The sequence below is a fragment of the Cutibacterium acnes genome (assembly GCF_003030305.1).
Lineage (GTDB): Bacteria > Actinomycetota > Actinomycetes > Propionibacteriales > Propionibacteriaceae > Cutibacterium > Cutibacterium acnes.
In genome coordinates this window covers 846,257-860,829 of the sequence record NZ_CP023676.1, presented here as the reverse complement: position 1 = coordinate 860,829, position 14,573 = coordinate 846,257, and the positions used below count along the sequence as shown (strand labels likewise).

The 14,573-nt window shown below is 57.0% G+C and carries 11 protein-coding genes; 3 read left to right on the top strand and 8 right to left on the bottom strand.

Features of this window, described 5'->3' with window-relative positions; all coding sequences use genetic code 11:
- Positions 1-72 precede the first annotated feature (72 nt).
- The 3 genes from CPA42_RS04310 to CPA42_RS04300 are packed head-to-tail and all read left to right on the top strand — an operon-like array spanning position 73 to position 3,270.
- Complete coding sequence (locus tag CPA42_RS04310; protein WP_002515041.1) at positions 73-486, top strand: hypothetical protein; 414 nt, start codon at positions 73-75, stop codon at positions 484-486.
- Positions 486-2,288 (top strand): VWA domain-containing protein, encoded by a 1,803-nt coding sequence (locus CPA42_RS04305; RefSeq protein WP_002515044.1) that lies wholly within the window; start codon positions 486-488, stop codon positions 2,286-2,288. Before CPA42_RS04310 ends, CPA42_RS04305 begins: the two co-directional genes overlap by 1 nt.
- 1 nt (position 2,289) lies before the next feature.
- Positions 2,290-3,270: an ATP-binding protein gene (locus tag CPA42_RS04300; protein WP_002515047.1), complete on the top strand. Its 981-nt coding sequence runs from the start codon at positions 2,290-2,292 to the stop codon at positions 3,268-3,270.
- A 460-nt stretch (positions 3,271-3,730) separates the two neighbouring features.
- Here CPA42_RS04300 and CPA42_RS04295 read toward each other — a convergent pair whose 3' ends face one another.
- The 8 genes from CPA42_RS04295 to CPA42_RS04260 all read right to left on the bottom strand — a co-directional run bounded on the left by CPA42_RS04295 (position 3,731) and on the right by CPA42_RS04260 (position 14,419).
- Positions 3,731-5,155, bottom strand: coding sequence for an HtaA domain-containing protein (locus CPA42_RS04295; protein ID WP_073842169.1), 1,425 nt, complete (start codon positions 5,153-5,155; stop codon positions 3,731-3,733).
- Positions 5,156-5,820: 665 nt separating this feature from the next.
- On the bottom strand, positions 5,821-6,528 hold the full coding sequence (coaE, locus tag CPA42_RS04290; RefSeq protein WP_002519108.1) for a dephospho-CoA kinase: 708 nt from the start codon (positions 6,526-6,528) through the stop codon (positions 5,821-5,823).
- Between the two features lie 28 nt (positions 6,529-6,556).
- Positions 6,557-8,200 (bottom strand): amino acid ABC transporter ATP-binding/permease protein, encoded by a 1,644-nt coding sequence (locus tag CPA42_RS04285; protein ID WP_002519109.1) that lies wholly within the window; start codon positions 8,198-8,200, stop codon positions 6,557-6,559.
- 23 nt (positions 8,201-8,223) lie between these two features.
- Positions 8,224-9,954, bottom strand: coding sequence for an ABC transporter ATP-binding protein/permease (locus CPA42_RS04280; protein ID WP_002516163.1), 1,731 nt, complete (start codon positions 9,952-9,954; stop codon positions 8,224-8,226).
- Between the two features lie 2 nt (positions 9,955-9,956).
- Positions 9,957-10,736 (bottom strand): heme ABC transporter ATP-binding protein, encoded by a 780-nt coding sequence (locus CPA42_RS04275; protein ID WP_002516170.1) that lies wholly within the window; start codon positions 10,734-10,736, stop codon positions 9,957-9,959.
- Positions 10,733-11,794 carry a FecCD family ABC transporter permease gene (locus tag CPA42_RS04270; RefSeq protein WP_002516169.1) on the bottom strand — a complete coding sequence of 354 codons (1,062 nt, stop codon included), beginning with the start codon at positions 11,792-11,794 and terminating at the stop codon, positions 10,733-10,735. Before CPA42_RS04270 ends, CPA42_RS04275 begins: the two co-directional genes overlap by 4 nt.
- The gene (locus CPA42_RS04265; RefSeq protein ID WP_002519111.1) at positions 11,791-12,633 is read right to left on the bottom strand and encodes a heme/hemin ABC transporter substrate-binding protein; all 843 of its coding nucleotides are present in this window, start codon (positions 12,631-12,633) and stop codon (positions 11,791-11,793) included. The genes CPA42_RS04270 and CPA42_RS04265 overlap by 4 nt, the downstream gene beginning before the upstream one ends.
- A 382-nt stretch (positions 12,634-13,015) precedes the next feature.
- Positions 13,016-14,419, bottom strand: a complete 1,404-nt coding sequence (locus tag CPA42_RS04260) for an HtaA domain-containing protein (protein WP_024513551.1) — start codon at positions 14,417-14,419, stop codon at positions 13,016-13,018.
- Positions 14,420-14,573: the final 154 nt, after the last annotated feature.

Sequence of the window (14,573 nt, the reverse complement as noted above, 5' to 3'; positions counted from 1 at the left end):
CTCCTTACGGGCTGTTCACAGAGCTCTCAGGGATTGTCTCGTGTTACTCCCAGCGCAGCCCCGGATGCCACCATGACACCGAGTGGAAACGTATCCAAAGATCTCGATGTAAAGACCAAGGTCATCAAGGGGGCAGGACTAGCTATCACCGTAGACAAGGGCAAGCAGCAGGTAACTTTCCAGACTGTCGATCCCAAGACCAAGAAACCAATGAAGGATTGGTACATGTTCAACGAGAAAGCGCAAACGCTTTCTTGGCACAAGTGGGTATCCGCTATGGGTCAAGCCTTTGACTACACATTCTCCTTAACCACGCACAAGATGACCAAGATCAAAGATTTCCACCATAACGACATCACCCCCCAAGTAAAACAGATGGGATTCTGGAAACCAGCTCAAGACTCAACGAGCGATGCCGAAAAGCGTCTCGAAAAATACTTCAAGAATCGTTACGGAATGACCATCAAGCAGGCTGCTTCCGCTTGATGCCTCGTCATTTTCCCTTTGTAGCGATCGTGGGCCAGTCTGAACCCAGATTGGCCCTCACGCTGCTAGCCATCGATCCAATGATCGGTGGGGTCCTCATCACAGGCCCTCTCGGCACGGCCAAATCAACCTGTGCGAGGTCCTTCGTTGACCTCGTTCCAGGGATCGTCGTCCGTGACGTCACGGCAGGCACTACCGTGGACCGATTGATCGGCAGCATGGATCTCGAGGCTGCATTAGCCAGCGGACGGCGCCGTGATCATGTCGGCCTCCTCACCGAAGCCCAGGCTCTGTGCGCCGACGATGTTAACCTCTTTGACGACGCCGTAACAGCTGCCCTCATTGGTCGGCCCGAAGACCTACCCCTCATAGCAACAATGGCCGTAGGGGCGGACACCGTCCATCCCCAGCTCCTCGACCGCTTTGGTCTGTGCGCCGTGACTGTTCCCTGTCGTAACCCAAAGGACCGGGAGCTCATTGTCAATCATCGCCTTACGTTCGACGATGGCCCAGACTCCTTCATTACTACATGCACAGATGCCACCAATGAGGTCGTGAACCGTATTTGTGCTGCTCGAAACAAACTTCCTGACCTGGAATGGACCGACGCTGCACGAAACAAGTTCACAGAGCTCTTGACACAAGCGCATGCTCCCGGACAGCGCGCCGATCTTGGTTTGGCTCGATCGGCGACTGCTTACGCGGCGTGGCGGGGAGACAATAATGTCGTCGTCGAAGACGTCACTGCGGTGGCCGAACTCGTCCTGAGACACCGCCGGCGAAACTTGTCTTCGTCTCAGGCCCCCTCACCGGATCTCAATGATGCTCACTCCCACAGTGGCCCCTCATCGCCGCACGACGGAAACGAGCAACTGGATGAAAAAGGCCACGACGACAGCACGGCAGCTTCCCCGAGGGTCATCGCCCCTGAGGAAACCTTTAACGTACTCACATCCACCCCCGCAGCATATGACCGAACTCAACGTCGGGCCCGGGGACGCCGAATGGTCACCCGATCAGCAGATCTTCGGGGCCATGTGATCAGCTCACAACCGACTAGGCAACCGGTCGATCTGTCACTGCCGGCTACCCTACGAGCAGCTGCCCCTCACCAAAGAGCGCGGCGTGCATCAGGAGAGGGACTTGATGGGTTGTCCGTAGTCGTCAAACGCTCTGACTGGAGACGCAAGGTGCGCGAGAGTCGGACGTCGACTCTCGTCGTATTCATCGTCGACGCAAGTGGATCCATGGGTGCCCGGGGCCGAATGGCAGCCAGCAAGGCAGCAGTCATCGGCCTGCTCCAAGATGCCTACGTAAAACGTGATCGTGTCGCCGTGATCACGTTCTCTGGCAATAACGCTCGAGTGATCGTGCCTGCGACATCGAGTATCGAGCGTGCACAGCGGCTTCTGACGACGATGGCAGTCGGCGGACAGACGCCGCTGGCATCAGGGCTCTCATGCGCTGGAAGACTCATCGAGACAGAGTTGCGACGGGATTCTACCCTTCGCCCCGTCGCCATCGTGGTGACCGATGGTGGCGGTAACGTTGGACTTGACGGTCGGGTGGACCGAACTGCCACCAATCAGGCATTCGATGTCGCACAAACTTTGTCCGACGACACAAGAACCTCGTGGATCATCGTAGATACCTCCGTCAACCGAGTCCATCAAAGGGACTGCGAAGCACTGTCAGGAATTCTTCATGCGCCTCGCATGACCATCGACGATCTGCAATCCGGAGTCTTCATCCCTTTCATTCGATCCACGAGTCGAGCCCTTTCTTATTCTCAGAGAGATTGACATGGAAAAACCTATCTATCCTTTCGCAGCGATCGTTGGTCAGGAGGAGATGAAGCTTAGTCTTATCCTGTGCGCTATATACCCACGCTTATCAGGAGTGCTCATCCAAGGAGACAAGGGAACAGCAAAATCAACAGCCGTCAGAGGAATGGCGCAAATAATGCCTACCATTTCTCAGGTTGACGACGTTTATCATCTAAGCGCTGATGAGCAACATATCTACGGAGATCCTTTAGGGGTTCCAAGCTGCACGAATCTACAGCTTCGGCAAGTTCCAGTAGTGGAGCTACCGGTTGGGGTCACCGAAGACAGGGTTGCCGGGACACTTGACGTAGAAACAGCCTTAGTCCGGGGGCAGCAAAGGTTCCAGCCAGGCCTGCTAGCGTCGGCACACCGAGGAATACTGTACGTCGATGAGGTCAATCTTCTTGACGATCACATCGTCGACATCTTGCTGGATTCTGCAGCTATGGGAGTGAATACCGTTGAACGGGAAGGCATGAGCGTGATCCATCCATCCCGTTTCAGCTTGGTAGGAACGATGAATCCCGAAGAAGGCCAGCTACGTCCACAATTGCTGGATCGGTTCGGACTGTGCGTTACGGTCCAGGGAGAGACCGATCCCGAGGTACGGATGGAGATCGTACAACGTCGACTATCATTCGAAGACGATCCGGATGGATTTATTACAGAATGGTCCTCGCATAGCAGACGATTAGCCGAACGCATCGAAAATGCCATGACCCTAGTCCAATCCGTCGAGATTCCGAAAAATATTCTTTCCACAGCGGTACAGATCTGTCTGGATTCCAACATCGACGGCCATCGAGGCGACATCACCATCATTCACGCCGCAAGAGCCTTAGCAGCGTGGGCGGGACGAGACCGAATTATTCAGGACGATCTCGAAAAAGTCGCCCCCCTGGTCCTCAATCATCGGTTACAATATGCGTCGGGCGTCGCGCGGGCTCCACGCGGATAGACAAGATCAAGTAACAGGACCCCATCAAACACAAAGACCTCGGAGATACAACTAGACGGCACGGAAGGCTCCGGTTTCTTGGGGGTCTGGTGAGTCGGGGCTTGGGTCCCTAACGATATCGGTCCTGCCTGGCTTTTCCAGCATACGTGATAGCCCCCTCAACAACGCCCTACGGGCTAATGGAGTGGAGCCCAACGCGATCACAGCCGAACACTCAGTGATCTTGCTGCGACTGGAGGTCTATAACGGCAGTCACGATTCCTGTCGAGGCGGCCACGGCATGTGACCTGGTCAGTGCTTAATGCTCGATTCTAGCCACATGTGACACTGCGAGTCGAAAACGCCGTCAGCTACCAGAACTACTACGCGGCACTAACCACATACGCAACAACAAATAGGTGGGAGCCAAATGACCCCCACCTATCACCGTCGTCAGCACATGCTGATCAACAAATAATCATCACACACCAGTATTAGGCAGTGATCCATTGCTACCGGATATGATCTGACCCGTCTTAGCATCAACCAGGACATCGTGACATTCCCGCTTCGTCGGAGACGCAGCGCTCTTTTTCACCAGAGAAGCAGAATTTTGCTTCGCAGCGGACGCGGAATCCGATTTGTCCCCCAACGAAACAGAGAAGTTATCCATTGAATGGCCCTTCTTATAGAAACCATTCCACACCTGTACGCCGTTCCCAGTCAAAACAACAGACGTCGCAGTAAAACCAGACCCGGATGGAACAACGGAAACATTCGCAAAGTCAACCCTACCTTTAAAGGGTGCCATTCCTCCAGCATTCAAGGTAAGCTTCATAACGCCTTTCCCATTCTTCAAAGAAAGGGACGGATCACTCAGCGATAGATCAAGGAGCCCATGCACCCCCGTAAAGTGAACACCGCCAGAAAAATTGAGATTTCCCGTCTTCGTGGCCCTATCGTAGTTACCCCCACTGAACGGGAAGTTGAACCGAGTCCCATCAGCGGAGGCTCCCCCCGACATCGTCCACTTGCCTTGCATCGGGCCCTTGAGAGCATTGACGAATGAGGTCGAAACCCCCCAGTTCATGCTGCCCTTGCCAACCTTGGCTGGCGTAGAGGTAGGTGACGTAGCCCTCGACGCTCCAGGGACGACCGTGCACACCTGCTTGCGGATAATCTTGTGAGCACCCGCGGACGGAGCCTCACCAGCAGCAGCCTCCGTCGCAGCATCCGACTGTGGCGCCATAATTGTGCTTTGGTCAGGTTTGGGAGCCACCGTCGGCTTCGGCTTAGCACTGGGCTTAGGAGACACTCTCGGCTTTGGTTTAACACTCGGCTTGGGAGCCACCGTCGGCTTTGGCTTAACACTCGGCTTAGGGGTAACACTCGGCTTGGGAGTCACCGTCGGTTCCGGGCGAGAGGATTGAGGCCCAAGCTTCAAGGACGAATCGATGTCATCCATGGGCTTTCCAGCTTGATAGAAACCAGCGAATGCATCGACAGCTTGGCTATTCAGCTTGACATTGGTTCCCACAACCTGAGCTGCATCGTTTTGACCCTGCGTAATAGAGCCGGTCATATCAACGAAAGTTATACGGCCATAATCAACCGACTGCCCGACCATAGTCTTGGACTTCACGGACATAATCACATGATCATCGCCATTGTTAACGACAATCTCAGGGTCGGCGAGAGTAAGATCCATTCTTCCGCCAACACCGGTAAAATGAACAGAACCGGAGTACTTCACATCTGCCTTCTGCGCAGTGGAACTCAAGCTGCCTTTGCTCACCGGGAATGAAAATGCTTTGCCATTCCAACTTGCGCCGCTACTCGTGGACCACGATCCATGCATCATCATTTTTAGAGCATTCAAAAAATGAGAATTTATGGTCCATTGCATTGCACCCAATGCAACCTGCCGTTGACTCTGGTCTGCATCAGGTTGATCAGCCCAAGCTGGCCCGGTACTCATACCTACACTGGCAGCCACCGCAGCCACAGCCGCAAGCCGAACTACACGAGTAGCACGGCTAACAATACTCACCATCGCGTCTACTCCCTTCTGAGGAGCGGGGGTGGGAAACCTATATTCCCCAAGGATCCTCCGCAACCCACGACGGATGTTCCTTTCCACTCATCCTCCTGGCGTTCCGGCTTCCAGATGAATTAACACATCCAGGTCACGGTTGCGGGACAGCGCCGGAATACTCACCGGCTTCCCCACGAGGATAAGCTCTCAGCATCAGCTGATGGCGTAACTGTAACATGGCATATATTCATCACATCGACCCCCCTGAACCACTGACGATTTCCTCTCAGCCAAAGCGTTAAGCAAAGAAGCGTCCTCTGGATCGCATACTCTTCCCGGGTACTCATAGGAGATATTTTTGCATCAAGATAGGTCGATTGATGAACGTTAGTGCATGCAAATATTTTCCATCTCCCATATTCCAGGGCTCTTGTTCTCATGTAGCAGTTATCGCACATGTTCATGGAACATATAGATGTTCTTTGTCCGCCTTCGCTACCGCACAACCTTCGTAAAAGTCACCCGACAAACAATAGTCACATTTTTCCTCGTCGCCGATCAAAGCGGAGAGCTCCCCCAATCTGTGACCACACCCGATCGATCTGCGCGGGCAGATCCTCCAGCGGAACGCTGGTATCGATAACGACATCGGCAACTGCCAGACGTTCCTCACGAGAAGCCTGAGCGCGAATCCTCGCCCATGCATCGGCCTGACTGCACCCATCCCTCTCGACAACCCGACGTACCTGCTCAGCCGGATCGACGTCGGTCACCATCACGACATCGAACTCGTCGGCACGCCCAGTTTCGACGAGCAGCGGGATGTCATGGACAACGACCACGAGTCCATCGGCGGCCCGGGCTTCCTCGTCGACCCGATGGGCAGCTTCTTCTACCAGCGGATGAATAATGGCTTCAAGACGGCGACGCGCCTGCAAATCAGCAAACACGATCGACCCCAGAGCCGACCGATTAAGAGAACCATCAGCAACAAGAACCTCACGCCCAAAGGCCTCAACGACCCGAGCAAGCCCTTGCGTCCCCACCGCGACGACATCCCGGGAGAGCCGGTCATAATCGATAATGACAGCTCCACGCTCACCCAGCATCTGCGACACCGTCGACTTACCACTGGCAATACCACCAGTCAGACCCACCCGAACAACACCATCGGCCCCGGCGACCCAACCAGCTCGCGCAACATCCCGCGCCGTCGTCTCATCACCTACCACCGTGCGCCTCATATCCCGTCTCCCCCGGGCACCCTGCCAATTACCGACGCAGATGCTTCACAACCCTGCCACGATCCAACACAACAGTCTCACCACCACAATCGCATTCATGACTAATCTCCACCACAGTGACCCCAGGCAAACATCGCGCCAAATTCACACGAATCTCAGCTGCCAAATCAGGATCCACAGACGCAGTAAACTCATCAAGAATAAGGACCCTCGGCCGCTGCAGAATCACCCTGGCCACTGTTAACCGCTGAGCCTGACCCCCCGAAAGCCTCGTACCAGCCGGCCCAACAACGGTACGCAATCCAGCCTCCATACCACGCACCTCATCAGCTAAACCAACCTCACCAAGAACACGCCACAACTCACCATCACCAGCAGCAGGCACTACCAACCTCAAATTGTCAGCAATAGAAGCATTCAACAACTCCACCCGCTGCGAAACCACCCCAACACACCTACGCAACGAATCAAGAGTGAACGACGACACCGGCTCACCATCCACCAGAACCTGCCCAACATCCGGATCATGATGACGCAACAACAAATTCACCAACGTCGTCTTACCCGAACCCGACGCCCCCGTCACAACGACATGACCCCCAGCCGGAACACCCAAAGTGACATCCTCAAGCACCGCAGGCACCGGCACACCATCCGCGTCACGATAACAAAAACTCACACCCCGCCACTCCAGCGCCGGAGCATGATCCAAACACAATTCCTCCGGCCCATCAACAACTTCCACCGGTGAATAACTCAGACACCACAGACGCCTCGCAGCTGCCAACGAATGATCAAGATACCCGACAGCATCCTCCACACCCCGCAACCCCTCAACAACCCTTAAACCCGCAACCACCAAAACACACACCCCGATACCATCCACACCACCACTCACACCCACAACAGACACCCAAGCGACGATCCCCATCGTGGCGGCCACACAGGAGGCCCGACGCATGGCGGCATAACGGCGGGCTTTGGCGGACCCAGTAGCAATGTCCGCATCGAGACGAGCCATTTGCATAATCCGGTCGGACTGACGGCCATACCCGACGATCTCCGCGGCACCGAAGACCGAGTCCGTGAAGTGAGCAGCCAGTTCGCGTCTCACCCCAAGCATCTCGTGGGTGGCATCCAGACTGGCACGTGTCCCGATGACCAGCAGGGCCACGATGAGGACGACGAGGATAACGGCTGGAATGGCTACCACAAACCATCCGTATAGGACTCCCCCCGTAACCACAGCGACAAGCGGGGCCACGATGGCTGCCACCACGGGAGCGAAGGTGTGAGTATAGACCACCTCGATGCGCTCGACATCGCGAGTAAGACTGGCCAGCACATCGCCAGTACGCGAGTGCGAAACAACTGCCGGAGCCTTGGGCCACAGCTGGGAGAAAGCGTAGGTGCGCAATATCTCCAGGGCTTTGAAAGCCACATAGTGCCCGCTGAACTGCTCCAGATAGTAGGCGAGGGCCTGTACAGCTGCCAGCCCGACAACCCATCCCAACCACGCCCACGCTGACCAGCCGGCGGTAACAACAGCGACCATTCCCCCGGCGGCCATCGCGAACAGACCGATGTCGGCTAGCAGGTGAACAACCCTCATGAGGGCCGAAAAGTACAGCGGTGGGTGCACCGGACGGGTGATACTGGTGAGCCACCTCATGACTTGGCAGGTCGATGGTTCAGTCATGCCCAGTCCTCCGTCTCAGTTCGGTCATCCTCGATGGAATCGACATCGTCAGCCGGTAAGAGCGTGCCTGCGCTGACCCGCTGGACGTCGTGGGCCAGTCTCAACAACCGGCGACGATGTGTCACCATCACGACGGTGGTGTTGTCACTAATCTGCGAGATAGCGTCGATAATGCGGCGCTCGGAATCAACATCGACGTGAGACGTCGGCTCATCAAGCAGCAGGATGTTACGTCCTGACAGGAAAGCCCTGGCTAACGAGATCCGTTGAGCCTGCCCACCCGACATCAATCTTCCTTGCTCCCCCACATCGGAGTCCAGACCCTTCGGCATCGCCTCAACTTCGTCGGCCACGCCAGCTCGTCGTAATGCATCCCACATCTGCTCACGTGTGGCGTTCGGGTTCGCGATCGCAAGGTTGTCTGCCACGGTGCCCGCAAAGAGCCAGGTGCGCTGGTTCACCGAAGCACTAATACTCCTGATTGCCCCCGGTGCAGCTGTTAAGGCGTCGAGACCACTGACATAGACCTCCCCGCTCTTAGGAGGCAGAGTTCCGCTAAGGACAGAAAGCAACGTCGACTTGCCAGCCCCAGAACGGCCAATGATGGCGGTACGACCACCGTGGGTAATATCGAGGCTGACCCCGTGCAGGACCTCGGTTTCACCGTATCCGACGCTGACGTTACGCAGCCAAATAGTTCCGTCCTCTGGCACAGGGACATGAGCTGACCGCTGCGGTGTCGGCGTCGAGGATGCGGAATCCGAAGTCATTAGCGCTGACGGAGCCGCGTCGAACCACTTTCTCAGTGCCTTCTGAGAGGCGATACCCCCCATACCGATGTAGAAGAAAGCAGCGACCTGGTGCAGCGGTTCCAGCAGCAGCACCGACAGCAGCACGATGGTAATCGCCGAAGTCGCCGAAATATCGCCACCCTGCCACCTCGTCGTGGCCAAACCCGCAGCCATAGCGATGAAGAGCAGGGAGAACAGACCATCAACGACAACAATGACGATCTGATTGCCAGCCAATAGCTTCATGATGGTCCCGCGGTTAGTCTCACCTCGTCGACGCAGATCGTCCTCCACTCGCTGTCCCGCACCCAGCATTCGGATGAGGACGAGATTTGACAGAGCATCCAAGTAGCGAGCAGTAAGGCGGGCACGCTCACGACGAGAATCTGACGATCGCTTGCGAAACAGCTTGACGAATCCACCAATCAGCGTCGGAATGAGGGGGCAGGCTAGTAACACGACCAGGCCGGTGAACCAGTCCAAACCGACGAGGATGACCAGACACACCAACACCGGAGTGGCCAGGGCCGCAAGGATGTCAGGGAGAAAAACTTGACGATACTCACTGACCCGCTCAACATTATCGGTAGCTAAGGTAATGACTCGTTCCCCCTCGTCTGCGGCAGGCGGGCCAGTGAGGGATCGACGGTAAAGAACATCGAGAACCTTGGCGTGCAGAGCTGCCTCCTCAGCACGGGCGTGACGGCCCGACATCGACACCGCAGCCCCAGCCGCAACAGCCGCCACCACCCCACCGATGCCCATCGCCCAGTACCAGCCAGGAGCCGGGGCGAAATCCTCGAAACGACCACCGATAATTTGGCCTACTGCGACGAGGAAAAGGCAAGTAGCGACGACCTCCACAATATGAACGGCAGCCACACGTCGGGCTCGCGAACCCGACTGTGGCGACATCACCGATACTGAACCCGACATGGCTACCTTCGCTCATCGTGGCTGGCGGTTCGAGCGCGTCTCGGCAGGATGACGAGCTCCCCTCCCGGCAAGGCGACGACCTCGATGGGCCATCGATACACCGTGGTGAGATTATCCTCGGTGAGCACCTCCACAGCTGGCCCCACGGCCAGTATTTTTCCTCCGGACAACAAAGCGATCCGGTCGCAGCACGCTGCCGCCAACGCCACGTCGTGCATGACGGCAACGACCGCGCACCCCGCATCGGCCAATTCGTGACAGATCGCCATAGTGCGTTCCTGATGACAGATATCGAGGGCAGCAGTCGGCTCATCAAGGAAAACACAGGGTGCCTGCTGGGCAAGCACCCTGGCCAACGTCACCCGGGCGCGTTCGCCACCTGACAGACGCGTCACCTCTCGATCGACAAGGTCAGTGACCTCGGTACGTTCCATCGCCCTATCGACGATGACGGCGTCGTCAGGGCCGCGTGGATGTGGGGATCGTCCCATCATGACAATGTCGTGAACGAGATAGGAGAAAGGGAACTCGCTGAACTGGGGCATCACTGAGCGACGCAGCGCCAGCTGGGGACGAGAGAGCTTTTGAAGAGGCGCTCCGTCGAGTTCAACCGTTCCCTGCCAACCCTCAAGGTCACCACAGAGCACGCTCAGTAGGGTGGATTTACCCGCGCCGTTCGGCCCCAGCAAACCGACGAATTCACCTGCTTGGACGTCGAGGTTGATCCCGTCGAGGATCCTTCGCTCCCCGTAACAAAAGGTCACGTCCCGCGCACGGATCATCCCAGGGCCTTCTCACCACCCATGCCTCGTCTCAACAATATGAAGAAAGTAGGACCGCCAACGATGGCAGTAAAGATGCCAATGGGCAGATCGGCGTAGGGCACCACAGTTCGAGCAGCGATGTCGGACAGTGTGACCAACAGACAACCTCCCAACAAGGCAGACGGGATGAGCCATTTGTTGGCTGGCCCGATGAGCAGCCTCAAAACATGCGGCACTATGAGCCCCACAAATGTGATAACTCCGGCATAAGCCACCGCCGCCGAAGTTAGCAGTGCTGTCAAAGCTATCGATGACAACCGTAACCGATTGACGTTGACTCCCAAGTGCCCTGCAGCCCTCTCACCCAAGGCCAGAGTGTCGAGCTTGCCAGCAATAAGGATGGCCCAGACAATCCCGACACTGGCTACCGTCCCGACCGTTGCCACGTGACTCCAGGTTGTCCCGCTCAGGGATCCCATCTGCCAGAAGACAATTTGGTCCCGGGCGGTAGTCGGCGCAACATAAGTGGATATTGAGGTGATAGCCGAACACACGGCCGTCACCGCGATGCCAGTCAGAACTAGGGTCGTCGACTCAGCTCGTCGTCCGGACCGCGCCATAATGTAGACCGAACTGGCCGCAAGCAGTCCGGACACAAATGCCGCTGCCGGCACCCCGAACCCGGACAAAAAATTGGGGGCGACCACAATCATGATCGATGCCCCCACAGCCGCCCCCGATGACACGCCAATGACACCGGGTTCAGCGAGCGGATTGGAAAACAGCGCCTGCATGACGGCTCCGGCCACAGCAAGACTAGCCCCCACTAGCAGGCCAAGAACAATGCGCGGAAAGCGGATCTGCCACAGCACCGACTCGGCCATGGCGTCAGTGGCCGACCTCCCGAAAACGATTTTGATGACGTCGGCGGCCTCGACGCGGTACTGACCAACCATCGCTGACAACAGCACTAAACCACATACGATGATGACGAGGCAGATGGTGGAGATAACGCGAACCCGAGTCCGTCGCTCAATCCCAGAACGCTGGACAACCGGCTGTGACAGGGCGCTCATTTGACTCCGTACAAAGCCTTGGCCACAGCGGTCAGGACCTCCCCGGTTTGGGGCCCGAAAGACAGCGAGATTCCATCAGGAATGGAAATAACCCGTTGCTTGCGCCCTGCGGTGGTGTTAGCGACGCCAGCTCTAGCCAGCAGTCCCTTCATCCCCCCGGTGGAAGCAAGCCCATCCCTCATGACGAAGATCGCATCCGGGTTGATGGAGACCAGGGATTCGGCGTTGGCAGGTACGAGGGTCGTTATGCCTTTGTCGGAGGCGACGTCATCGGCACCCACCCCCTGGATAAGCTCGCTGGCCCCGTTCTCAGAACCAAGAATGAAGAAAACGCCAGCATTTCCGCGAACGTAGAGGAAAGCGACTCGCATCGGCTTGGCAGGTTTCCATGCTGCTATCTGCTTTTTGGCCTGGTCGATCTGCTCTTGGGTACGTTTCACCAGGGCTTCGCCTGCATCAGGCTTTCCGACGGCATCGGCAATAGTGCGAATAAGCTGAGGAGTGGAGCCGACACTGCGGTGGGGATCTACGAGCACCACCGGAATCCCGGATTTACGGAGCTGATCGAGGGCCTCCTTCGGACCCACGCTGCGGTCGGCGATGATGACCGACGGTTTCAGACCTGCGACGGCCTCGACGTTAAGAACGTGTCCGTTTTCTGTCACCACGGGGCGGTCATGCAACTGCTTTTCAGTGGAGGAAACAGTGCGCCCGACGATCTTGTCGCCCAATCCAAGTCCAATGAGGGTGCGTGACAAGGTGCCGTAGAGGTCAAGAGCGAGAATTCTCGAGGTGCTTTTGATCGTCACCTTGTTCCCCTCGACGTCAGTGACGGTCACTGGAAGTTTTTGGGCAGACGACCCCTCGACTGGCTTCGGATCAGGTAGTTCTGGCACTTCCGTGAGACCGCGAAGGGTGTGCGGGTCAGGCAAATCCCGCGCTGCCTGTGAAGTGGCTGATGCCGCCCTCGTCGACGATGTCGCGACGGACGGTACCGGCGTGGAGGATGTGGCAGGACCTTGGGAGGTCGAGGAGGAATGACCACAGCCGGCCACCAACATGGTCAGAGCCAAGCCGACTCCGGCAACTCGACGGTACATCCGGATCATGGTTCTCAACTTTCGAAACTCGTTTTCGGGAATGTAGCAGGGATGGGGACGAGTGCCCCCATCCCTGCCGGCACTTTGTCTGCGTGCGAAATGACGGCGTTCGACGAACGGATCAGATCCGGGCAGCGTAACGACGGCAGACGACCACCGTCGAGACCACGGCGGTGAGGGCGAGCCCTCCGACGATGCCGAGATCGATTTCGTCACTGGATGGGCCCTCAGCACCGGTAACGGGCAGTCCCCGTCCCGCACCCTTACCGGAGTCGTCACCGATGACCTTTCCGGTGACAGCGTCAACAGTGACGTTGTGGCAGACCTTCTCCGCTGACAAGGTGAGGTTCGTCGACAACGGGTTCATCGGCTCACCAGCCCTGTAAAAACCGGCAAAAGCCTTGGCCCCAGTCGCGGTCAGCTTGACCGGCGAACCTTTAATGGCGGCGTTACCGGAGACCGATACCCCGAAAGTGGCAAAATCAACGCGACCATAGTTGGTTTTCTTTCCATCCATCGAAGAGGACTTGACGTCAAGATAGAGGTGCCCAGTCGAGCCCTTGATCTGTAGGGAAGGCTCAGCCAGCGTCATGTCCAGAATGCCGTGATGGCCAGTCATGTGAACCGAGCCGGAGTACTTAAAAGATCCAGATTTGGTAGCAGGATCGAATGAGCCGCTGGTGAGAGGGAAAGTGAAGGCCGAACCGTTCCAGTTGGCGCCGCCCGAAAGCTTCCACGAGCCATTGGCAATAGGACCACGCAGGTAACTGGTGAAGGATGTTCGGATACCCCAGGTCAGCGAACCCGAGGTCACCTTGGACGCACCGATTGTGCAGACCTGTTTGGTCATGGTGCGATGGGCGGCCGGAGTCTGGGACCTGTGTTCTGCCGTCTTCTGCTGTGGTGTCGTGCTCTGCTTGTTCGGGCCGGCCTGCTTACTGGGCTTAACCTGCTTCGACGGGGCAGCTTGCTTACTCGGCTGCTTCGACGGGGCAATTGGGGTCTTCGGCCCTGTAGGAGCCGGTGTAGCTTCCCGATAGGTCACCGGAGTACGGGTATCGTCAGAGTGATCTGTCTTACCAACTCCATGAGCCTTCGTGGTGAGGACGACGAAATCCTTGCCTTGTTCAAAGGGAGGGGCTTTCATCGTGATGGTAAAAGACCCATCGTTATTCATCGGCCTACCTTGAGCGAACCGGGAGCCAATAGCTTTTTGACTCGGGGTATAGACCCAGATTGTCGATGGGGACTCCGTCGTGTCCTTGCTCGGGTCATAGCCGTAGAACTTGTCCGAATTGCCATAGAACTCGGGCACCGAGGCCGGTGCCACAGCAACGTAGACACCGAAGCCGGTAGTCGAGAATCCCTTCCCACTGATGGTGATATCACCTCCCTCCCGACCTACTGGTATCACGGTTACCGTCGGACCAGCTGCCCATGCCGCCGGAGTGATCAACACTCCGGTAAGGGCCAAGATGGCCCCGAGCACACTGGCGACGATTTTGCGCATGGCCGATGTGGTCATGAGACGTCCCCTTCGGTTGTGAATACGGCCCACCTTGGGCCACCTATAAGGTTAGCCTTGCCTAATTCGTGCGCGCAAGCATGAAACCGCGCCCCATAATCGGACTCCTACATCAAGCTGGCAAAGGAAGGACCGTTCGCCCCCCAAGCAGCCC

Coding starts and splice junctions, on each gene's coding strand:
- CPA42_RS04310 (WP_002515041.1), top strand. CDS start 73: ATGACACCGAGTGGAAACGTATCCAAAGATCTCGATGTAAAGACCAAG.
- CPA42_RS04305 (WP_002515044.1), top strand. CDS start 486: ATGCCTCGTCATTTTCCCTTTGTAGCGATCGTGGGCCAGTCTGAACCC.
- CPA42_RS04300 (WP_002515047.1), top strand. CDS start 2,290: ATGGAAAAACCTATCTATCCTTTCGCAGCGATCGTTGGTCAGGAGGAG.
- CPA42_RS04295 (WP_073842169.1), bottom strand. CDS start 5,155: ATGCAATGGACCATAAATTCTCATTTTTTGAATGCTCTAAAAATGATG.
- coaE (WP_002519108.1), bottom strand. CDS start 6,528: ATGAGGCGCACGGTGGTAGGTGATGAGACGACGGCGCGGGATGTTGCG.
- CPA42_RS04285 (WP_002519109.1), bottom strand. CDS start 8,200: ATGAGGTGGCTCACCAGTATCACCCGTCCGGTGCACCCACCGCTGTAC.
- CPA42_RS04280 (WP_002516163.1), bottom strand. CDS start 9,954: ATGTCGGGTTCAGTATCGGTGATGTCGCCACAGTCGGGTTCGCGAGCC.
- CPA42_RS04275 (WP_002516170.1), bottom strand. CDS start 10,736: ATGATCCGTGCGCGGGACGTGACCTTTTGTTACGGGGAGCGAAGGATC.
- CPA42_RS04270 (WP_002516169.1), bottom strand. CDS start 11,794: ATGAGCGCCCTGTCACAGCCGGTTGTCCAGCGTTCTGGGATTGAGCGA.
- CPA42_RS04260 (WP_024513551.1), bottom strand. CDS start 14,419: ATGACCACATCGGCCATGCGCAAAATCGTCGCCAGTGTGCTCGGGGCC.